General features: G+C 34.7%; 16 protein-coding genes. 6 read left to right on the forward strand and 10 right to left on the reverse strand.

Features of this window, described 5'->3' with window-relative positions; genetic code table 11:
* The first annotated feature begins 12 nt into the window (after positions 1 to 12).
* Together DFQ05_RS01295 and DFQ05_RS01300 are read left to right on the forward strand one after the other, a co-directional pair.
* Entirely contained in the window at positions 13 to 5,472 is a 5,460-nt protein-coding gene (locus DFQ05_RS01295) for a T9SS type A sorting domain-containing protein (protein WP_158281881.1), read from the forward strand.
* On the forward strand, positions 5,469 to 6,179 hold the full coding sequence (locus tag DFQ05_RS01300; RefSeq protein WP_132702782.1) for a hypothetical protein: 711 nt from the start codon (positions 5,469 to 5,471) through the stop codon (positions 6,177 to 6,179). The genes DFQ05_RS01295 and DFQ05_RS01300 overlap by 4 nt, the downstream gene beginning before the upstream one ends.
* 4 nt (positions 6,180 to 6,183) lie before the next feature.
* Here DFQ05_RS01300 and DFQ05_RS01305 read toward each other — a convergent pair whose 3' ends face one another.
* From DFQ05_RS01305 to DFQ05_RS01315, 3 genes are all read right to left on the reverse strand, one after another.
* Entirely contained in the window at positions 6,184 to 6,873 is a 690-nt protein-coding gene (locus DFQ05_RS01305; protein ID WP_132702784.1) for a hypothetical protein, read from the reverse strand.
* A gap of 20 nt (positions 6,874 to 6,893) precedes the next feature.
* A complete protein-coding gene (locus DFQ05_RS01310) occupies positions 6,894 to 8,126 on the reverse strand; it encodes a M48 family metallopeptidase (protein WP_132702786.1) in 1,233 nt (410 codons plus the stop codon).
* Between the two features lie 84 nt (positions 8,127 to 8,210).
* Positions 8,211 to 9,008 carry a TrmH family RNA methyltransferase gene (locus DFQ05_RS01315; protein ID WP_132702788.1) on the reverse strand — a complete coding sequence of 266 codons (798 nt, stop codon included), beginning with the start codon at positions 9,006 to 9,008 and terminating at the stop codon, positions 8,211 to 8,213.
* A gap of 67 nt (positions 9,009 to 9,075) precedes the next feature.
* Between DFQ05_RS01315 and DFQ05_RS01320 the strand changes: the two genes are divergently transcribed.
* Positions 9,076 to 9,873 carry a DUF6503 family protein gene (locus DFQ05_RS01320; RefSeq protein ID WP_132702790.1) on the forward strand — a complete coding sequence of 266 codons (798 nt, stop codon included), beginning with the start codon at positions 9,076 to 9,078 and terminating at the stop codon, positions 9,871 to 9,873.
* Positions 9,874 to 9,993: 120 nt separating this feature from the next.
* On the opposite strand, the gene DFQ05_RS01325 is transcribed toward DFQ05_RS01320, so the two are convergent.
* From DFQ05_RS01325 to DFQ05_RS01335, 3 genes are all read right to left on the reverse strand, one after another.
* On the reverse strand, positions 9,994 to 11,304 hold the full coding sequence (locus tag DFQ05_RS01325; protein WP_132702792.1) for an amidohydrolase family protein: 1,311 nt from the start codon (positions 11,302 to 11,304) through the stop codon (positions 9,994 to 9,996).
* Positions 11,305 to 11,327: 23 nt separating this feature from the next.
* Complete coding sequence (locus DFQ05_RS01330) at positions 11,328 to 14,297, reverse strand: amidohydrolase family protein (protein WP_132702794.1); 2,970 nt, start codon at positions 14,295 to 14,297, stop codon at positions 11,328 to 11,330.
* Between the two features lie 80 nt (positions 14,298 to 14,377).
* Positions 14,378 to 15,445 (reverse strand): DUF3810 domain-containing protein, encoded by a 1,068-nt coding sequence (locus tag DFQ05_RS01335; RefSeq protein WP_199221951.1) that lies wholly within the window; start codon positions 15,443 to 15,445, stop codon positions 14,378 to 14,380.
* A 53-nt stretch (positions 15,446 to 15,498) separates the two neighbouring features.
* Here DFQ05_RS01335 and DFQ05_RS01340 point away from each other — a divergent pair, with 53 nt between their 5' ends.
* Positions 15,499 to 16,965 (forward strand): aminoacyl-histidine dipeptidase, encoded by a 1,467-nt coding sequence (locus tag DFQ05_RS01340; RefSeq protein WP_132702796.1) that lies wholly within the window; start codon positions 15,499 to 15,501, stop codon positions 16,963 to 16,965.
* A 71-nt stretch (positions 16,966 to 17,036) separates the two neighbouring features.
* Here the strand turns inward: DFQ05_RS01340 and DFQ05_RS01345 are convergent, their stop codons facing one another.
* From DFQ05_RS01345 to DFQ05_RS01355, 3 genes are read right to left on the reverse strand one after another with little or no spacing between them, the layout of a single operon-like run.
* The gene (locus DFQ05_RS01345; RefSeq protein ID WP_132702798.1) at positions 17,037 to 18,260 is read right to left on the reverse strand and encodes a peptidylprolyl isomerase; all 1,224 of its coding nucleotides are present in this window, start codon (positions 18,258 to 18,260) and stop codon (positions 17,037 to 17,039) included.
* Positions 18,253 to 18,792 (reverse strand): gliding motility-associated peptidyl-prolyl isomerase GldI, encoded by a 540-nt coding sequence (gene gldI, locus DFQ05_RS01350; protein WP_132702800.1) that lies wholly within the window; start codon positions 18,790 to 18,792, stop codon positions 18,253 to 18,255. Before gldI ends, DFQ05_RS01345 begins: the two co-directional genes overlap by 8 nt.
* Positions 18,793 to 18,817: 25 nt before the next feature.
* Positions 18,818 to 19,834: a DHH family phosphoesterase gene (locus tag DFQ05_RS01355; protein WP_132702803.1), complete on the reverse strand. Its 1,017-nt coding sequence runs from the start codon at positions 19,832 to 19,834 to the stop codon at positions 18,818 to 18,820.
* Positions 19,835 to 19,994: 160 nt separating this feature from the next.
* Here DFQ05_RS01355 and DFQ05_RS01360 point away from each other — a divergent pair, with 160 nt between their 5' ends.
* Entirely contained in the window at positions 19,995 to 20,414 is a 420-nt protein-coding gene (locus DFQ05_RS01360; RefSeq protein WP_132702805.1) for a nucleoside-diphosphate kinase, read from the forward strand.
* Positions 20,415 to 20,480: 66 nt separating this feature from the next.
* Here DFQ05_RS01360 and DFQ05_RS01365 read toward each other — a convergent pair whose 3' ends face one another.
* Positions 20,481 to 20,942: a DinB family protein gene (locus tag DFQ05_RS01365; protein WP_132702807.1), complete on the reverse strand. Its 462-nt coding sequence runs from the start codon at positions 20,940 to 20,942 to the stop codon at positions 20,481 to 20,483.
* A gap of 177 nt (positions 20,943 to 21,119) precedes the next feature.
* Between DFQ05_RS01365 and DFQ05_RS01370 the strand changes: the two genes are divergently transcribed.
* The gene (locus tag DFQ05_RS01370) at positions 21,120 to 23,342 is read left to right on the forward strand and encodes a leucine-rich repeat protein (RefSeq protein ID WP_132702809.1); all 2,223 of its coding nucleotides are present in this window, start codon (positions 21,120 to 21,122) and stop codon (positions 23,340 to 23,342) included.
* Positions 23,343 to 23,401: the final 59 nt, after the last annotated feature.

The following is a 23,401-nucleotide window of genomic DNA, read 5'->3' on the forward strand; positions in this document are numbered from 1 at the left end:
AACATGTTTTCCATGAAAACTAACATAAGATTAATAGTATTTTTTATAAGTACTTTTCAAATTTTACTTGCTCAGACTACGATAATTCCAGATGCTAATTTCGAGAACTATCTTGAAACTCATACTGCGGACGGAACTGAAGTTAATGTTGGTAATCCAGAAAGCATGGGTGATGGAATTGAGAATAATAGTTTGGTTCTGACTAATAGAATTCAGACGGTGACGTCACTGAATATTATCGAATTACAAATTGAAAATATTATTGGGATTGAAGAGTTCTTAGCTCTTGAGGTTTTAGTTTGTAATAATAATAGGATTGCAAGTATTGATGTATCCGCTAATGCCAACTTAAGACTTCTTAATGTGTCCAACAATAGATTGATAGGCGAGCTCACTGTTAGCAACAATCCTAATTTAGAAAGTCTATTTTGTTCTTCTAACCAAATAAATCTCTTAAACTTAAATAACAATACGGTTTTAAAAAACCTTGACGCTTCCAATAATCGCTTAACTGACTTAGATTTATCTAACATTAATTCTATAGCATGCCCAGACCCACAAACAGACCCTGTAACCTTATGTCAAGGTGCTGCTACAATTAATGTCTCTAGAAATCAGCTAACAGCTTTAGTGGTTAATAATGGATTTAATGATTTAGTTTCTGTTTTTGATGCGACAGATAATCCCGATTTACCTTGTATTCAAATTGATGCTGGATTTACGCCCGGAAATAATTGGGTCAAAGACGATTGGGCCTATTTTTCAGAAAACATGTGTGCAGACATTTTTACCTATGTACCAGATGATAATTTTGAGCAAGAGCTCATTAATCAAGGCTACGATGACCTTTTGGATAACTTGGTGTTAAGAGCAAACATCGAAAATTTAACCACTCTCGATGTTTCAAGTGCCTCAATTGTGAGTTTAGAAGGTATTGAAGATTTTATAGCACTCGTAAATTTAAATTGTAGTGGAAACGCTATAGAAACTGTCGATTTATCTGCAAATACGGCTTTAGAAGATTTAGATATTTCGGATAATGCTTTATTGGATTTAGACCTTTCTGCAAATACGTCTTTATTGGTAATAAATGTTCAGGATAATAATATGCCTAGCTTAGATGTATCAAACAATACGTTACTGACAAACCTTGATTGTTCTGGAAATAGTTTAACAGACTTAGCATTAGATTTTAATGTGTTAATCACTGATTTAGATTGTGCTTTTAATCAGATTGAAAGTCTTGACTTATCAAACAATACAGCTTTAATATCTACTTTATGTAATGATAATAACTTATTTGCGCTCAACTTGATTAACGGTAATAATGCAGCTATTACAAACTTTAATGCTCTAAATAACCCTAACTTATTTTGTATTGAAGTAGACGATGTAGCCTTTGCAAACGGTGCAGCTGGATGGCAAAAAGATGCTGCTGCTGATTACAATCTCAATTGTGGTACTTATGTCCCGGATAATAATTTCGAACAGGCATTAATCGACCTAGGTATAGATTCCGATAATACGCTAAATAACTATGTGCCTACCGGAGATATAAATATGTTAACCGATTTAGATATTTCTGGATTAGCAATTGAAGACCTTACCGGAATTGAAGATTTTACAGCTTTAGTAAACTTAAATTGCTCAGATAATTCGCTATCGGTTTTAGAGTTAACTACAAATTTAGCTTTGTCTACAATTTACTGTGCAAATAACCAGATTGAAGATTTAGACCTATCAATAAATGCCAATTTAACATCAATTATATGCAACGATAATGCATTAATCTCGCTGAACATAGCTAATGGCAACAATGCTGGTCTGACAACTTTTAATGCTGAAGGAAACCCAAATCTTTTCTGTATCAACGTAGACAATGCAATTTTAGGAAACATTCCTATGGCTTGGCAGATTGATACAACAGCATCCTATAATGACGATTGTGTTAATAATAGAATTACACTCATCACAGACCCAGTTTTTGAACAAAAGCTTATTGATTTTGGATACGATAATGTGATTGATGGGCAAGTATTAACAGCAAATATTGAATTAGTACAGACACTAAATGTTAGTGATGAAGGTATCTCGGATTTAACAGGGATTAGAGATTTTAAATCTCTTGTAGAGTTAGACTGTAGTGGTAACTTTTTAGATGATTTAGATGTTAGTAATATGGTGAATTTAGAACGATTAAATTGCAGTTCTAATTTTTTTCTTACAAATGATATTAACGATACTAATGGCCTTTTAAATACAACAGGAACAATTGCATTATTAGAATTGTTTTGCGCAGGTAATAACCTTTCTAATTTAGATACTAGTCTTAACGAAAACCTCCAGGTTTTAGACTGTGCTGACAATAATATTACAAATCTCAATGTGTCAAATAATTTAGCCTTAGTTAGGTTAAATTGTTCAAACAACAGTCTATCTGCCTTAGATATTAGTGCTAATACACTTTTAGAAGATTTAAATAGCGATAGTAATCAGCTACAAACACTTACAACTATTTCAACACTTAATACAACATTAACACGTTTAAGTTGCGCAAATAATAGTCTTTCAGATTTAGTAGTAACAAGCTATCAAGCTTTATCGTTTCTTAATTGTGGCACAAACAGTTTAAATGCACTTAACGTTCAGAATAATCCAGATTTAAGTTTCCTTTCGGCAACAAATAATCAAATTACCGCTATCAATTTGATGAATAATGGCAATTTGGTAGAAGCTCTTTTGTCGCAAAATAATTTAACAGAGCTAGATTTATCTGGAAACCCAATTTTAGAACAGCTTAATTGTAGTTTTAATGATATTAATTCAATCAATTTAGCTTCAAATCCACTTTTAGAATTTTTAGGATGTGCTAATAATCAACTAACTACAATTGACCTTACAGCTAATACAAATCTCATAGAAATTAACGCAAGCACCAATAGCTTAGCTACTATAAATCTTTCGTCTAACCTTGGGAATTTAAAGCGCATTGACCTCAGTAATAATCAGCTTGAAGATGATTTAGATTTAAGCTCTATGGCAATTTCAGCTTGTGTGTTTCAACCTGGGCAAACAGATTTTTGCCCAGAAACTATTACAATAAATGTCTCTAATAATTTATTGAGTTTTTTAAATATCCAAAATGGAATCAACCCAGAAATCGCAAGTTTAAATGCTACAGGAAATCCTAATCTAGATTGTATACAAGTAGATGATGCCAATTCTATCGGCGCAGGTTGGATTAAAGATGACGCTACCGAGTATAACATAGATTGTAATTTTGGAGAAACCTTTGTGCCCGATGACAATTTTGAGCAAGCTCTTATAGATTTGGGTTATGACTCGGGACCTCTAAACGATTACGTGCCAACTATTAATATTGAAACTTTAATCAATTTAGATGTGAGTGGAAATAATATAGCTGACCTTACCGGTATTGAAGATTTTGAGGCCTTACAAACTTTAAATTGTTCTAATAATTCGCTTACAGAACTAATAATAGACCAAAATACTAACCTTATCAGTCTTAATTGTTCAGAAAATCAATTAAGCAACTTAAGTGTTTTAAATAATACGTTGCTAAATATAATTAACTGTGCCTCTAACACGATTAGTGCATTAGATTTAAGTAACAATAGCAGCCTTACAGATTTAGATATTTCTAATAATTCGTTTACTACATTTTTGCCAAGTGAAGTCTTATCGTTAGAAAGTTTTAATTGTGATTTTAATCAGATAACTGAGCTCGATTTTCAGTTAAATCAAAATATGACGAGTATTAATTGTGCGTCTAACCTGTTAGAAGTTTTAAATATTAAGAACGGACAAAATAATAGCTTATCTTTTTTAGATGCTCAGAATAATCCAGATTTAACTTGTATCGAAACAGATAACGGTACGGTACCAGCAGGTGTAACTTGGCTTACAGATGCAACGGCTCAGTTTTCTGATAATTGCTTTTTTGGGCAAACCTTTGTGCCAGACGATAACTTTGAGCAGGCTTTAATCGATTTAGGCTTTGATTCTGGAGCTCTAGACGATTATGTGCAGACAGCAACTATAGAAACCATTACTTTTCTAAATATATCCTCTCGGGAGATTTCAGATTTAACGGGAATTGAAGATTTTATAGCCTTACAAAACCTTAATTTCGAAATTAATACTATTTCATCTGTAGATTTAAGTAATAATTCGGCACTTGTAGATTTAGATACTTCAGATAATCTACTAACAGAAATTGATGTTTCTTCTCTCACACAACTACTAGTTTTAGATGTCTCCAAGAATGACTTATCTCAAATTGATATCGATGCCAATGTGCGATTAATAGATTTAAATGTTTCAGATAATTCTATTGAAAACCTTAATGTAGATACCTTAACAAATCTTGAAGATTTAAATTGTTCAAATAATCTTATTGGTAGTTTAAGTTTAACTCAAAACATAAATTTAGAAATACTCTTCTGTCAATCAAATATGCTTATTGATGACCAATTGAATATTCAAAATGGAAATAATCAAAACATTCAAATATTCAACGCTACCAACAATCCAGACTTAGGCTGTATTTTGGTTGATAATCCTGTGGCGGTTATAGAAAACACTGATGGTACTTACGATAATTGGAGTAAAGACGATACGGCAACCTATCAAATTGTTTGTTTAGATGCTGATAATGATGGTGTACCCAACGTTGATGATTTATGTCCTGGAACACCATTTGGAGCAACAGTAGATTTATTTGGTTGTGCTATTCCAGACTTACCTAATAACAATTTTTTAATCTCTATAACCAGTGAAACTTGCTTAAATAGTAATAACGGAATCATTTCTATTGAAACTCAAGAGGTTTATAACTATACAGCAACCTTAACTAGCGACGATTTTAATCAGGCTTATAATTTTACGAATGATGTTGATATTTTTAATCTATTAGCAGGGACTTATGAGTTATGTATTACCATTGAAGAATGGCCAGATTACGAATTGTGTTATACGATAGTCATAGAGCAACCAGACCCATTATCGGTATTTTCAAGTAGAATTGCGGGCACAAATAGATTGGCTCTTGATATGTCAGGGAATTTAAGGTACAATATAGAGTTTAATGGAGAATCTTTTGTGACCTATAATCCAGAACTTCAGTTAGAACTCCAACAAGGTATTAATACATTGAAAGTCACAACAGATTTAGAGTGTCAAGGTGTTTTTGAAGAAACAATTATTGTTACGGATGAGTTTTTAGTCTATCCAAATCCTTTCAATAACGACTTAAAGATATATAACGGTATTTCTGATGAAGAAGTTGATATAAAAATATACTCTCTTTTTGGTCAGCTTGTTTTTTCAAAGATTATTCAAAATCAAGGTAGTACCATTGAAGTTGACACTAGCAGTTTAGCCTCAGGAATGTATGTGATTATGCTACAATCTGATTCCATGCGTACAACTCATAAAATTATTAAAGAATGAAAAAGATAGTTTACATATTCTGTGTTTTTTTGGTACTGTTATCCTCCTGTAAGGATACTACAGACGATATGATAGATACAACTATTCCTTTTGGAGAAATTCAGGATGAGGTTGAAGGTGTTCAATTAATTTTTCCTTTAGAGAATGAGTTGTGCACAACAGGAACTAACATAACTGATACCGAAAGTACCGTATTATTTGAGTGGGTTCCCAACAATAATGCAGATAGCTATAATGTTACAGTTGAGAATTTAAATACTGGCGAAATTATAGAACTAGAAACTACTGATTTTTTAGTGCCAATTACTATAGCGCGTGCAAATTCTTTTAGGTGGTTCGTAAGCTATGTTTACAGGGATGATATATTGACTAGTGAATCTTGGAACTTCTATAATGCTGGGATAGGTGTGCAAACATACCCACCTTTCCCCGCAGAGATTATTTCTCCAACAATGGCGCAAAATATTCTTGCAACAAGCACTGTGACTTTACAATGGAACGGAAATGATGTAGATGATGATATTGTAGGTTATGATGTGTATTTTGGAACGAGTAATCCTCCTGAAATAAGTAACGCGGATATTACCAATACAGAACAATCAGTTGCAGTTACTCCAGATACTATTTATTATTGGAGCATAACAACTAAAGATGCAGAAGGTAACGAGTCTAGTTCTGTGGTTTTTCAGTTTAAAGTATTAAACTAAAGTTCTAAATAAAGATATTATCAATTAAGTTTCCTCTCACTTCAAACGGATGAAAACGCGAGAATAACTCTTCAGAATACCAGCCGAGTTCTCTGGTTTTTTTAACCATATCGGCATGTTTTTTATTGCTATACGCGTAAGCCATCATGTGTTCTCCTTTTTCCCAAAACGAAAATGTAGCCTGCATAAAAATAGGCCATTCACCGATGCCTTTAGAAAAAATTAAGCCTACATGTCCGTCCATAGATTTTGAAACTGAAGGCACATAGCGCCAAAATTTGTAAGCTAATTTTGGTTTTATAGTCGCTCTAGTAATTACGGCAATAGGTTGAGATTCGTTATACTTTACTTCGGCATTAAACGGTTCTTGTTTACTCCATTTACCATGTGCTTTTATAGAATGCATTAAAATATGACTATGCTTTTCAGAGCTACTTTGATACTCTTCTATAATATCTGAATCTAAGAATTTCTTTGCTTCGTCTTCCGAATTAAAAACCGTTAACAATCCAAAGGTTGACCAATCTGGCCATATTGAAAATCCGTTACCGCTACCAGCACCAAGTGCTTTCCAAAATGTAAGTCCAGAAATATCCTTATTAAGAAGTGGAGGTCTTCCCATGCGACCAAGCGCTTGCCATTTATTTTTAAAGCCTTTGTATGTGAAAAATGAAATGACTGTGGTTTGTGGCATATTTTACAAAGATAAAAAGCCTATTGTTGTAAATTCTTAATTCTTTGTAAAAGTGTTGGATGCGAATAATGCATAAAAACGTAAGCAGGATGAGGTGTTAAATTACTCAAACTGTTTTTAGATAGTTTTTTTAAAGATGAAATTAACGGTTCTGCTTTATAAGTGGTTTTAGCGTAATCATCAGCTTCATATTCAAACTTACGAGAGAAATAATTCATAATTAAACCTGTAATTTCAGAAATAGGCGAGTAGAGCAATCCAAAAGCGATTAAGCCTGCATGAAAACTTGGAGTTTCTACGCCTATAGCATTTGATAATAATGGATTGGAGATAAAAATAGATAAAATAAAAAGTGTGAAACCCGTCAATAATACTGAAGCAGATAGATTAAAAATAATGTGTTTTCGCTTGTAATGCCCAACTTCATGAGCCAATACCGAAACGATTTCTTCATCATCCAAATCAGTAATCAAGGTATCAAACAGCGTCACCCTTTTTTCGCTACCAAATCCAGAGAAATAGGCATTAGCTTTTGTACTTCGTTTGGAACCGTCAATCACGAAAATTTTATCAAGATTAAACCCAACAGAATTGGCGTAGTTTGAAATTTTGTCACGCAATTCGCCTTCTTCCAAAGGCGTTTGCTTATTAAAAAGTGGTACAATGAGTTTGGCATAAAACATATTCATAAATACGGTGAAAATAATAACAATTCCCCAAGCATATAACCAAAATTGACTGCCTGTAATTTGATAAAACCAAACAATGAGCGCTAGTATACTTCCACCTAATAAAGCCATCATAAACAAGCCTTTTATTTTATCTAAAATAAAGGTCTTTTTAGTTGTCTTATTAAACCCAAATTGTTCTTCAATCACAAAAGTCTTGTAGTAGGAGAAAGGTGTTGAAAGTATATCACTTGCTAGCATAATTATACCAAAGAAAATAAGGGCGATGATAATTGGGTTTTCTGAATAACTTCGGGCAATAGCATCGACATACTCAAAGCCATCAAGAAGGAGAAAACCTAACGTCAGTGTTAGCGAGAATAATGAGGACCATATGCCAAATCGGTAATTTATAGCTTTATAATTCTGAGATTTTTTATATTCAGCTTCATCGTAAACATCTTCTAATTCAGATGGAACGGCATCGTTAAAATGTTTAGCATTCAATGCATCTAAAATTTTATCCTTTAGAAAATTAACGAGGATTATACCTATGATGATGTAGAATAGAATTTCAGAATTCATTTAGTTTAATTTTTATAGATGTCACCTTGAGCGCAGTCGAAAGGTCTTAGGTTTCGACTGCGCTCAACCTGACAGAGCGTTATATTATTTAAAATCACGTTGACGTTTCGCTTCAAAAATAAGAATTCCAGCTGCGACAGAAACGTTCATCGAATCGATAACACCTTGCATAGGAATGCTAATATTTTGAGTCGCTGCGTCTCGCCATTCTTGTGTTAATCCAGTAGCTTCTGTACCAACAACAATAGCCGTAGGTAACGTGTAATCTTGTTTGTGATAGGGTTGTGATTCTTGAAGAATCGCTGCGTAAATATTAAAACTATATTTCTGTAAAAAGGCGATAACTTCTTCAGTAGATGCAACACCAATTTCAGTCGTAAACACACAACCTACACTAGAACGAATAATGTTTGGATTGTAAATATCTGACTTTGGGTTGGCTATAATCACCGCATCTACATTTGCAGCATCTGCTGTACGTAACAAAGCACCCACATTACCCGGTTTTTCAGGAGCTTCGGCCACCAATATAAGTGGATTTTTATTTTTTAATTCTAAGGCTTCAAGTTCATGTGATTTTGTTTTGCCAATAGCAATAACACCTTCCGTAGTCTCTCTATGAGCTAATTTCTGAAACACATCTTTAGAAATTTCGATAATTTCAACATTGTAATGCCGCATTGCTTTGGCCTCGCTTTCAGAAAATAAGTCAGGGAAAAATAAAAGCGTTTCAATAGTATATCCGCCTTTTATAGCCAGTGACAATTCACGTTTACCTTCAAGCAGAAATTGTCCCGTTTTCTTTCGCTCGCGAGACTTATCCTTAAGCTGAATAAGCTGTTTGATATATGGGTTTTGCGTACTAGAAATTATTTTGTGCATACTATTAGCAAAAGTAGTGTAATTTTGGAGGAAATCTTACGTCAAAGGCATCAACAAAATCAATACAATGAAAAAAATAATAGCATTATTCGCAACAGCTTTAATTGTTATCGGCTGTAAAAACGATAAAACCTCCTCAATAGAAGAAATTAAGAATATTAAAAAAGGAGATATCACAACAAGTATCTATCCAGAAAGTATTACTAAAGTTTTTGATGCCCATGGCGGAATAGACCACTGGAATAAAATGAAAACCTTATCCTTTACCATGAATAAGCCAAATGGAGCTGAGGTTACAACTACAAATCTAAAAACGCGTGCCGAATTAATCGATACTCCAGATTATGCGATTGGTTTTGACGGAAGAACGCTATGGGTAAATGAAAAGAACGAAAAACCGTATAGAGGAAAAGCACGTTTCTATAAAGGTTTAATGATGTACTTCTATGCTATGCCTTTTATTGTCGGTGATGATGGTATTATTTATGAAGAAGCTGATCCGCTTACTTTTGAAGGTAAGACTTATCCAGGTGTTTTAGTTTCTTATGAGGCAGGTATTGGCGAATCTCCTAACGATGAATATATTATTTACTATGATGCGGATTCTGGACAAATGCAATGGTTAGCTTATACCGTAACATACGGAAAAGAAGGAAAAAGCGATAAGTTTAGCTACATCCGTTATGATGACTGGCAAACAGTTAATGATTTAGTTTTGCCTAAACGTATATCTTGGTATACAGTTGAAGATAATAATCCAACTGAATTAAGAAATACTGTTGAATTTGCAGATGTTGTTGTTTCAGAAGAAGCGCCAAAAGATGCTATATTTGGGATGCCCCAAGGTGCGAAAATTATACAATAGATTAACGATTTGTCATACTGTCCCGCAGCTTCGGGATTGATTGACCATCTCATTTAATTTTATAAAAAAAAGGGAACCTTGGTTACTGAGCTAAGTCGAAGTATGGTTCCCTTCTTCGTTTTAATCTTTTTGTTCTCGTTCAAGTTTTCCTGAATAGCGTTTCCAAAGTTCGGTTTGGTGCGTTTCTAAACTTATATCTCGGCCATCTATGAAAGCATGAGTCAATTGGTTACCACGCATATCTAAAGCATCACCTTCGCTAATAAAAAGTGTGGCGCTTTTACCTTCCTTTAAAGTGCCATACGTATTATCAATACCCATTATTTTTGCTGGGTTTTGAGTGATAAGCTGTAAAGCTTGTTCTTTTGTTAGACCATAAGCCACTGTTGTTCCTGCGTAAAACGGAAGATTACGAGAATTCATACGTTCCATTTGTCCGCTTGGTTCTAAAGCAACTAAAACACCAGCATCTACTAGTTTTTTAGCAAGTTTAAATGGCAAGTCATAATGGTCATCTTCGTTATTTGGTCTTGTATGTACACGTCTTAGAAAAACAGAAACATTGTTTTGCTTTAAAAAATTGGCGACTTTATCTGCTTCGTAAGCACCAACAATCGTAAGTTTATTAATTCCATGAGATTTAGCAAAATTAACGGCATCAGTGATTCCTTTTTGGTCATTTACGTTAATGTACAAATGCTTAGAGCCATTAAATAGTCCAGCCATAGCTTCAAAAGGCAAATGGCGTTCTGCTTTATTACCAGCGTTATGTGTTTTTGCTTCAACAAAATATAGCTCTAATTCTTTTACTTGTTTCCCATAATTTTTATTAGGTTTTAATCCTGGGTCTTCACCAAGCCACCAGCGACCGCGACTAAAGGTGCTTGGCCAATTTATGTGTATGCCGTCATCTGTTTTTATAGCAGCATCTTCCCAATTCCAAGCGTCGTATTGCACAACGGAAGATGTACCGGTAATACGTCCACCTCGTGGTACAACTTGACCCAAAAGGACACCATTTGGGCGCATAGATTCTACGATTTTAGATTCTGCATTGTAAGCTATTAAGCTACGGATATGAGGATTAAATGTGCCTAATTCAGATAAATCGTTAGACGCTTTTACGGCATCTACTTCAACTAATCCTAAAGTTCCGTTTGCAACAATAAAGCCTGGATAAACATGTTTACCAGTAGCATCGATAACATCCATTTCGGCGGTGTTAATACGAATTTTGGTGGCATCCGCAACTGTGGTTATTTTTCCGTCTGCAAAAGTAATAACACTGTTTTCTATTACCGTGCCGTCACCGATATGTGCTGTAGCACCCATAATTGCAATAGGCTTGGTTTGCTCTGGTGCAGGAGTTTGTTGTGCCTGACTTATACTTAACGTTAATAAAAGTACGGCGATGTATATATAATTTTTCATAATCTTATAATTTAGAATTTGCATTAAATACCAGATTGTGTGGAGTGACAATGCAATAATTCTTTTTCTTTCTTTTTGATAGGTTGTGTCTTTAGACCTTTGTTTTTGGCTTTTAGCATTCTATTAATAAGGTCGCTCTTTTCTTTCTGAATTGCAGCTCGCATTTGTTTGTCTTTTTCTAAATCGAAATACGTTTTACCTTCAATAATTGTTTTCTCAGCTTTAGCGTATATAGATAACGGATGGTCGCTCCATAAAACAACATCTGCATCTTTGCCAACTTTCAGGCTACCTACGCGGTCATCTAAATGCAGTAATTTTGCTGGATTAAGCGTTACAAATTTTAAAGCCTCCTCTTCACTAACACCACCATACTTAACAGATTTTGCCGCTTCTTGATTAAGGCGTCTGGACATTTCGGCATCGTCACTATTTATAGCCACGGTAACACCAGCATTGTGCATGATTGCCGCATTGTAAGGAATGGCATCGTTAACCTCATATTTGTAAGCCCACCAATCACTAAATGTAGAACCGCCAACACCGTGTTCTTTCATTTTGTTTGCTACTTTGTATCCTTCAAGTATGTGTGTGAAAGTGTTAATTCTAAAGTTGAATTGCTCAGCAACTTTCATAAGCATATTAATCTCGCTTTGTACGTAAGAGTGACAAGAAATAAAACGCTCACCGTTTAATATTTCAACTAAGACTTCCATTTCTGTATCTTTTCGGTAAGGTTTACCACTTTTCTTAGCCTCGTCATAAGCCTTTGCTCTTGAGAAGTAGTCGATAAAGACTTGCTCAACACCCATACGCGATTGTGGGAAACGTTCGTTTCTATTAGCTCTAGATTGTTTTACATTTTCACCTAAAGCAAACTTGATAAATTTAGGCGAGTTGTCATAGATATAATCATCAGCGGCTTCTCCCCATTTCAATTTTATAATTGCCGAGCGTCCACCAATTGGGTTTGCCGAACCGTGTAATATTTGAATTGAAGTCACACCACCAGCCAGATTTCTATAGATGTCAATATCTTCATCATCAATCACATCTTCTATAGTAACCTCGGCGGAAGAATTGTGTCCACCTTCGTTAATTGAAGCAGCGGCAATATGCGAGTGCTCATCAATAATACCAGCGGTAATGTGCTTTCCAGTGGCGTCAATAACTTTTGCGCTTCTATCGGATAAATCTTTTCCGATTTTTGCAATTTTACCATTCTTAATTAGCACATCCGTATTTTCTAAAATACCTTCAGCTTCATTGGTCCAAACGGTAGCATTTTTAAATAAGAGCGTTTCAGATTTTGGTTTTTCTAAAAAACCATAGGCTAAATTAGGGTAAGTAATAGGACTCATAAAGGCATCGTCTGTTTCCTCTTCCTTAGATTTATTGTCTTTTTTATCTGAATCTGAAGATGTTTTATTTGCAAAGAAGCTATATTCTGAACCATTTGGCATAATGGCAGTTCCGCTGAGCGTATTGCCATTAGCTACATTAGCTGCGACACGAATATATTCCGTTTTGGTACTATCTGCTGTTTTAAATGTGAAGTTTACCCAATCATCAGCGTAATTCATTTTGGTGTCATAAGACTTATTATCCGATTCTAGTTTTCCTTTTGGCTTACTTGTACTTCCGCTAATAGTTAAATCATAATCTTGACCGGCTAATTTAAATGTGTACTCGCCGTCAATATCTTTAATATTCATATTGCTTATCACATGCTGCATCCCTTGTACCCAGTTTTCATAAAGCTTTGTCTTTTTATCAAAGATATCACCAGAGGTAATTAAGAAATTAGCATATGCACCTATTTTTAGTGTGCCCAGCTCGTTAGATTTTCCTAATAGGGCTGCAGGAACTGTGGTTAATGCTTCCAAGGCTTTTTCTTTAGAAAGTCCACTTTCAATGGCTTTCATCAAATTAGCTTTAAAGGTCTTTTTGGATTTTAAACCATGCGTTGTTAATGCAAATCTTACACTATTTTCGGCTAATAATCTTGGGTTGTGTGGTTCTTGACTCCAAGCGCGCATATCGCTTAGCGATAGCGTTGATGCCAAGAATGGGTCTTCAACATCGTAAGCCATTCTAAAATCTATTGGTAAAATTATGGTGGCATTCGTCGCTTTTATTTCGTCTAAACGCTCATATTCGTCACCACCGCCAACTATTGTATATTGAATGTTGTGCGAGTCGCCAACTTTATCTGCACGTAGCACATTAGCTCGACTTCCAGCCTCGAAAATTTGTACTAAATTTCGATTCTCGTTTAAAGCTTCCAATGATAAATCTCTAGTGTTTATATTTCCAGCGGCATACCATTTGGCATCGTCGTACATTTGGCGTAACAATGCCATGCTGCCCATAATAGACGATGGATAGGATTGATTAGAGCGCACACTTTTACTAAATGATAAATGCTGAGACACTTCACCATCAACCACGCGTAATGCATTGTCTGCATCGTTATTGAGCGCTATTAATGCACCTGTTCCACGAACAATACCGTCTGGCATATGCGTGGTTACGGCACCAAAACCAAGTTTATGTAATTCTGAGGCATCTTTTGCATCATATTTAAAACTGGCCATAACATCTTGCTCTGGCATAATATGGTCGTTCCAATAAAAGCCACTTCGACTTGCAGCGTATCGTGGTCCGTTTCCTCCACGCTCTGGTTTTTTCACGCCAAAGGTCGTGTACATGTCTATAAAAGATGGGTAAATGGACTTTCCAGACAAATCGACTTTAGTTGTGTTGGCTGGTATTTTTACAGATTTTCCCACATTCACTACTTTTCCATCTTTAATCAAAAGTGTTCCGTTTTTAATAACTTCTGAAGGAGAGACATGGATTGTAGCGTTAGTAAATGCCGTGTAATTACTGTTGTTGTCAGATTTTACACCAGAATTACTTGGGAAATAATCCTGTGCGAACAACGAAAAACTGCATGAGAGAATCAGCAGCCTTAAATAGAATTTAATCATAGGATAGTTAGTTTAATTTAGATTTCTAAAGATAAGACTTAAGAACAAACCCTAATTCGTATTAAGAATTTTTAACGTTTTTAGAGAGGTTTGTTATTGTAGTAATTCACCAAAAGCGCCACAACATAGCTGTAGCTTTTCATCCCTTGGGATTGGTTATTTACTTTTAAGAATGTGTCAAACGTTTTTTCAAAGAAAGGCTCAATAGGGTTTTCATAAGATTTCCAAAAATCCTGGGCTTCTTGGTAGTTTTTTAAAATGCCTTTGTTGATGGTTTTTATAAGTAAATTATAGATGTCTTTATCTCGCTTATAAACTTCAGCGAGACAGTAGCGCAATGCAAACGTATATCCTGAGTATTTAAAATATAAGTCGTCGTTATTCACTGCAGCTAAAGCACCAATAAAATTAGCTTCGTTTTCTGCTGCATAACCCAATTGATGCGCAACTTCATGACAGGACGTGGTTGGGAATTTATAAATAGGAATCAATCCATCGACTTGAGCTTCGTTAGTAAAGGGATTCAGATAGCCCGAAAATCCCATGTAAGTTAATGGTAAGCTATATATCGATTGTTTTAAACTCTTTGGGTTGTATGATAAGTGCGGATAGCTTTCTGAAAGTATTTGATAACCATTCTTTACTTTATCAAAAACCTCTTTTTTGGTATAAGGCAAATCCACTTTTAAACTGTCGTTTTTTGACAATTGAAGATGAATAGTGTTAGACTTTTCAATAAGTCTTTTGGTGAAACTCACCAATTCTTCAGTAGAGTACTCCGCTTTTATGCCTAAAGATTTATGAAGCGGTAAACGGTAATAATTAAAAGCCCAAAGCAAATGAAACGCAAAGTAAGCAATAGAAATTACTGTGACCACATCTAAAAACCAATTAAGGGTGTCTTTGTAAATGCGTTTGAAGTTTTTATAAAGCCACCTCAGTAAATAAATAACAGCGATTGTATAGAAAACATCACCAACTGAGAAAGATATCCACCCAAAGCTATAGCGCATGAGTTTGGATAAAAAAACGTAAAGTCCGTTACTGTAATAGGTTTCTACAAATTCAGGAAAAAGCTTCAAAAGGTTAATTCCTATAATCTGAATAATTAAAAAAATAAGAAAAGCTCCTCGTTTTGTAATGCGCATGTTTCAAAAATAGGAAATAGTTTGGTTACATTTGCTTCACAAAAAAAAGAGATATGAGTTCAGAGATAAGAGCTTTAGAACCTAAAGCATTATGGAATAAGTTTGCAGATTTAAATGCTGTTCCTAGACCTTCAAAAAAGGAGGAACGTGTTATTAAGTTCATGAAAGATTTTGGTAAAAGTCTTGGTTTAGAAACTATTGAGGATGAGGTTGGTAACGTTATTATCCGTAAACCTGCCACAAAAGGAATGGAAGATAGAAAGCCAATCGTGATGCAAAGTCATCTCGACATGGTGCATCAAAAAAATAACGACACAGTTTTCGATTTTGATACTCAAGGTATTGACATGTATGTCGATGGTGATTGGGTAAAAGCTAGAGGTACAACACTTGGTGCCGATAATGGACTGGGTGTTGCAACAATTATGGCTGTTTTAGAGAGTGATAGTATTGCTCATCCAGATTTAGAAGCGCTGTTTACAATTGACGAAGAAACAGGAATGACTGGTGCAATGGGGCTTAAAGGTGGTTTGCTTAAAGGTGAAATACTACTGAATTTAGATACCGAAGAAGACAATGAAATTGGTGTTGGTTGTGCTGGCGGTGTTGATGTCACGGCAACTCGAGAATATAACGAAGAAGAAACACCTGAGTTCAAAATTGGTTATCAGATTGAAGTCAAAGGTTTACAAGGCGGACATTCGGGTATGCAGATTCACGAAGGTTTGGGTAATGCTAATAAGTTGATGAATCGCTTGTTATTTGATGGTTTTGAGAATTTTGGATTACGTATTGCTGAAATTGATGGCGGAAGTTTAAGAAATGCAATCCCTAGAGAGAGCAAAGCCATTGTAGCTATTGATGCTGTTCATGAAGAAGCTTTTAAATTGGAGATGCAACAACTTTCTGAAACAATTAAGAAAGAATATAAAACCATGGAACCAGATTTAGAAATTGAAATTTCTAAAATTGATACTCCTGAAAAGATTATGGATTTGGGCGTCCAAGAAGGTTTAACAAGGGCACTTTACGCAGCATTAAATGGCGTTTATCGCATGAGTCCAGACATTCCTGACTTGGTAGAAACATCCAATAACATTGCGCGAGTTATTGTTAAGGATGGACAGATAAAAATTGGCTGTTTAACGCGCAGTTCCGTTGAGAGTTCTAAGTATGATTTAGCTAATACGTTGCGCGCAACTTTTGAGCTAACAGGATGTGAGGTCGAATTTTCTGGTGATTATCCAGGTTGGGCACCAAATATGGACTCTGATATTCTAAAAACTATGGTTCCTATTTATGAGCGACTGAATAATGGCGAAAAACCTCATGTTGCTGCCTGCCATGCAGGATTAGAATGTGGAATTTTGGGACAAAATTATCCTAACATGGATATGATTAGTTTTGGACCAAATATTAAAGGCGCACACTCACCAGACGAACGCGCTCAGATATCATCTACACAAAAATATTGGGAATTTGTTTTAGAGATATTGAAGAATATTCCTAAAAAGAAATAACAACGATTTCTAAAAATTAAAAAAGCAGCTATTCCAGAGAGTAGCTGCTTTTTTGTTTGTTTTATTTCAGATTATTTCTGAATATCTACCATTTCAATAATAAAAGCTAAATCTGTGTTTGGTTGCACTACTGGTGGACGTCCGCTTTCACCATAAGCTAAGTGTGATGGGAAGTAGAAGAATGCCTTATCTCCAACGCGCATCATGGCTAATGCTTCTCTAAAGCCTGCAAATAACTGTGCATCAGGGCTTATTTTCATTGGTGTTGGGGCATACATATTACGTTGAACTTTCATAGGATTAAGCATACCGTAACGTTCTTCACATTCTTCGATGTTACTATCTAACAATTTACCATCAGTAAAATAGCCTTGGTAGTTTATCATAGCCATTTGTCCCGTTTTTGGCTTAGTACCTGTTCCTTTGTTTAAGTAATGTACTTTTAAACCAGAAGGCAGTGCTTTTGCTTTAGACATGTAATCGTCTAACGTTGGCTTAAATTCTGCCGCAGCTTCAGCTTTCTTTTCTTCTGCAGCTTTCTTCTCTTCTTCGGCTTTAAGACGAGCTTCTTCCGCTGCTTTTTCTTGTTGCTCTTTTAATTTAGGTAAGCCTTCTGTGAACTCTTTAGCAGCGTCGAACTTCTTAGCTTCAGAGCCAATACGGATAATGTTAAGCTCTTTTATAACCACATCTTCTAAAGGTTTATTACTTCCTGGTTGTACTTTGACATTTGAAATAGAGTCTTGAACATCAAGGCCTAAAACTAACTCTCCAAATACAGCGTGACAACCGCCACCAGGAAAACGACCACACTTTTTAAGTGTACCATCGGCTTGATAAGCATCTAAAAACTGAGTGGCTTTTTCAGTAATAAAAAACTGTGAACCATTAGTATTTGGCCCAGAGTTAGCCATGGACAAAATACCCGGTTTTGTGTGTTTTAAATCATTACTAAATTCGTCTTCAAATTTGTAACCTGGGTCACCAGAACCTGTTGCGGTTGGGTCACCACCTTGTATCATAAAATCATTAATAACACGGTGAAACGTTGTGCCATTGTAATATTTTTTTCCTTTGTACTCTTCTTTAACTAATGGGTGTTTGCCTTCGGCAAGAGCAACAAAATTAGCAACGGTTACAGGTGCTTCCTTATAAAATAATTTAGCAACCATAGTATCTTTTGTAGTAACAAATTCGGCATACAAACCGTCTTCTAAATCGTATCTTGGTTCTTTACAGCTTGCTGTTAGTAATAACAAAATTGCTGCTAGGGGCATAAATAATTTCTTAGTCATTGTTTTGGGTTATAGTTTTTAAAGTTACGTTACAAATTAGTGGCACATTTGCGCCTATTTTATTATCATCTCCATAATAACCGTAGGCTTTCTGCGATGGGAATATAAATGTTATTTCTTCTGTAGGTTTCATGAGTTTTAGTCCTTCTCTTAAGCCAGAAAATAATTCTTCTTTGTCCATAAAGTAAACTTGGTTACCAAGCTCTTCTTTAGAGTATATGGTTTGTCCGCTAAGATTAGAAACATCGTAAGAATACTCTATACGGTCACCAAATTGTGGAGTTTCAGCACTAGTATCAACCTTTTTATTATAACGATACCAAAATCCATTTTCTGAAATCGTAAAGTTTTTATTAGGCAAATTAGAGATAACTTCCTCAATTCTTTTACGCTCTACTTTATTAAGTTTTTTATTTCGTTCTACAGATTCTTTAATAAACGAGCCTGATTTTGTGTTTACAGGAGGTCTTGCTTCGGGTGATTTGCATCCCAAAAGAAGTAAAGCCATAAATAGAATTAGTAGGTGTTTCATGCTTCTATGGTTTAATATAAAAACCTTAGGTCAGCTGGCTTTTATATTCAGGCAATATAGCAATAAATTTTTCAACCGTAGCTTCCAAGGTATCTTCACTACGACCACCAGCAGCGTTTGTATGGCCACCTCCGTTAAAGTGAGCTCTAGATAATTCATTCACCGAAAAATCACCTTTACTGCGTAGCGATATTTTGATAATACCTTCTTGCGTGTTTTCAATAAAAATAGCAGCTAATCGCGTATTTTGAATTGATAGTGCGTAATTCACGACACCTTCGGTATCTCCTTTTTTAAAATTGAATTCATCTAACTCGGCTTGAGAAAGTGTAATATAAGCAGTATGAAACTCTGGAATAACCTTTAAATTCTGAAGCGCTCTACCCAATAATTGCAATCTGCTATAACTATTAGTATCATAAACTTGGTTGTGAATGTTGGTATTATCTGCACCCTTATCAATTAAGTTAGCAATGACTTGGTGCGTTCTGCTTGTTGTTGACCTAAAACGGAAAGAACCCGTATCCGTCATAATACCAACGTAAATACATGTGGCTATTTCTGATGTAATTTTATCTGTGTCGCCAAGCATTTCAATAAAATTGTAAACCATTTCGCATGTTGAAGACATTGATACATCAGAGTACATGTAAGTAGCATAATTGTCAGGTGCTTGGTGGTGGTCTATCATAATTTTCAGAGCATCCGAAGCTTCTAAAACTTCAGCCATGTCGTTTCCTGTGCGCTGTAACGCATTAAAATCTAAAGTAAATATTATATCTGCTTTAGAAATAAGCTCTTGAGACGCCTCTTGCTCGGTTTCGAATTTTAAAATTGAAGCTTCGCCAGGTATCCATTTTAAAAATTCAGGATAATCGTTTGGTGCAATAACGGTAACATCGTGATTATAACCCTTGAGATAATGCATTAACCCAAGTGTTGAGCCAATGGCATCGCCATCTGGATTTCTATGCGGAACAATAACAATGTTTTTAGGAATACTAAGCAGCGCCTTTATGGCTTTGATATCTTCGTTTTTCATAACGGACGAATATACAATTTAATGGCAAATCTCTAAAATGATAAACCAAGAAAAGTATAAGTATTAAAGCCCAATCTTAGGGCTTGTGTATTCTATAAAATAGCGTATTTTTGCACGAAAATTCACCAAGGGGTTTTGGTGGTAAGTAAACTAAAAAAATATGGCAACTAACAGAACATTTACAATGTTAAAGCCAGATGCTGTTGAAAAAGGACACATTGGCGCAATACTAGAAAAAATTAATGCTTCGGGTTTTAGAATCGTAGCAATGAAATTAACGCAAATGACTAAGGCTGATGCTCAAGAATTTTACGCTATCCACAGTGAGCGTCCATTCTTTGGAGAATTAGTAGAGTACATGACTCGAGGTCCTATTGTTGCAGCAATCTTAGAAAAAGACAACGCTGTTGAAGATTTTAGAGCTTTAATTGGTGCAACTAATCCAGCAGAGGCTGCTGAAGGTACTATCCGTAAATTATATGCCGCTTCTATTGGTGAGAACGCTGTTCACGGAAGTGATAGTGATGAAAATGCGGCTATTGAAGGCGCTTTTCATTTCTCAGGAAGAGAGATGTTCTAGAATAGTAAAACTTATAAAAAATATAAAGCCGGTCACTGAGGTTCTCGAAGTGCCGGCTTCTTAGTTTTAAATCATTTTTTTAATGAGTATAATTTGCCCAAGATGGTAATACGTATGTTCTATCATTACATCAATATTTCTGTAGTACGACCCATAGTCTTCTTTTACAAAAGCGCTCATTAATTGTTCTGTTTTCATGTTTTGAACGAATCCAATAAACCTTTCTGAGTTTTTTATAAAGGTTTCTTTTAGTTCATTCCAATCGTTTTCATTCTTAATTTCAGGAGCATCAAAGCTGAATTTGTCCCTAATAGTCAATTCTCCACCTTTAAAGACGTCCATAACTCCAGATAAATAATAATTAATATGGAAGGTTAGACTCGCTATGGTATTAAAGTTTTCCACTTTTTTAGTTGCTTCTATCCACGTTAAATCTTCTATCTGTTCTTTAAAGTTGGTGCCAGTCACCCATTTACCATTTAAAAGAATTTCTCTAAGTCGATTGGCTAGGTATTCGTTGTGATTCATATTAAGTTTTGGGTTGTTTATAACTGCCTAAATATAATAACTATCAGTTAAGAATTTTAGAATGGTAGTTTTAGGTTTAAAGTAAATGTTATAAATTGAAATATTATTTTTATGTGAAATTTCACGCAACCATTTTTGTTTTTTACATCTATTATAACGAATTCAACCTCCAAGATTATGAAAAATTTTATCCGTATTGCGCTTCTATTTGTATCTGTTGCTTTCTTTTTTTCTTGTGAAAAAGACCCTGTCGATTTGAGTTCTCCAAGCACTTCAAACCCAGAAATTAGTTTAATGGACGAGGAGTTTCAAGCACAGAATTTTGGTAATTCAACTACCGCAAATTTTATAGGTACAATAAAAAATACGTCTGGTGACTTGCTTTCAGATGTACAAATTGAAATTGATGGAGTTACTACCACAACTGACCGAAACGGTATTTTTATATTGAACAATGCACCAGTTTTTGAGAATTTCGCTTATATCAAAGCAAAGAAACAGGGTTATATTGATGGTTCAAGAGTAGTAATTCCTAAGGAAACGGGTACAAACAATATCCAAATAGTTTTGTTTGAAAAGGAAACAACTGCCACTATTAATTCTGGAGAGCCATCAGTGGTGTCTAAATCTGGAGCTAAAGTTAGTTTCACAGGTGATTTTATAAGAGAAGATGGAAGTGAATATAATGGTGAAGTTGAGGTTGTTTTAAATTATTTAACTCCATTTTACTCAACTACTTTTAGAGAAATGCCAGGTAGTTTATTTGCTCAAACGGCCGATAATGAAGCTAGAGGTCTAGAATCTTACGGAATGGTTTCTGTCAATTTATTTTCGCCTTCGGGTGAAATATTAAATATAAATGAGGCAAATCCTGCCAATATTGAGTTTCCTATATCATTTTATCAAAATGATGTTGCACCAGAAAGTATTACTCTGTGGTATTTTGATGAAGAACAAGGGTATTGGAAAGAAGATGGGCAGGCTGTTAAAGATGGGAATAAGTATATTGCTAATGTGACTCACTTTACATGGTGGAATTGTGATATTCCTTTTAATTCTGTAGAATTTTGTTATTCTATAAACCCAGAACAAGCTAATGCCTCAACTACTTCAACACCATATAATGTTTCAATTCTTAGAGTTTCAAACGGTCAAGTTATTTTTTCTGGAACAGTGTATTCAGATGATGACTTAACCTGTGGATTGGTACCAAGAAATGAGGAAATTGAAATAATAGTTCGTAGTGCGTCGGGTTCTTGTCAAAACCTCATTGTTTACCAAGATATTTTGGGCGGTTTTATGACCGATACTACAGTTAATCTTAATTTTTCTCAACCTCAGGAGGTTACATCTACAAACATAAATGGTTTTGTAACTAATTGTATAGGAAACCCTCTAACTAATGGTTATGTTTATATTGATGGGAATAACATATTTAGCATAACAGATGGTGTTTTAGATATTGAGATTATTCATTGCATAGACTCAATGGTAAATATTCAGATATATGATTTTGATACAAATCAATGGACTATTGCTTATGACGTTTCTGTAAATGGCGCATCTGTAGATTTAGGTAATGTTAGCACCTGTGAAGATACAGGCGGTATATTTAATGGCGATGTTACATTAAGAACCCAGGAAGAGGTTGATTTCTTTGGTAATTTTGATTATAATCAAATAAATGGTAATCTATTATTAGGAGAGACGATTAACAATCAAGTAAGTAATATTAACAATCTTGCTCCATTATCGTCAATAAACTCTGTCACGGGTTTTTTAACAATAAGACAAACTGAGCTTATTAACCTTCAAGGTCTAGAAAATATTACAGTTTTAAATGTAGGACTGTCTTTATTTAATAATGATTCTCTTTCTTCACTGAATGGGTTAAATAATCTAACGACTATTGGTGGTCAATTTAATTTACGAAATAACAATTCGTTAAATTCATTAGAGACATTGTCCTCTTTGCAAAATATAAGTTCTTTTACTTTAGAAAATAGTCCAAATATCACCTCACTAGAAGGTTTAAATCAAGTAACTAATTATGATTGGTTTAGGATAAGTAACAATGATGGGTTGACAGATTTATCAGCTTTAATTAATGTAACAGAAATCGGAGCATTATTTATAGCAGGTAATGATTCATTAGAGAGTTTAAATGGTTTAGATAATGTAATTGAAAATATTGGAATGTTTATAGGAAGAGATTTAGATTTCGATATTTTTGTTGATTTAGGTAATTCAGTATTGACTGATTTTTGCGCTTTACAAAATTTATTTGTAAATGGGAATTTTGTTTCTATACAAACATCTCCTTTTAATGGTATACATATATCAAATAACCAGTATAATCCATCAATTCAAGATATTATTGATGGTAATTGTAGTCAATAACGCTTAAACAAAAAGAACTAGTTTTTTAACTAGCTCTTTTTGTTTTAATATAATTACCT

Origin of the sequence: Winogradskyella wandonensis, from assembly GCF_004346845.1 — a bacterium.
Taxonomy (GTDB): Bacteria; Bacteroidota; Bacteroidia; order Flavobacteriales; family Flavobacteriaceae; genus Winogradskyella; species Winogradskyella wandonensis.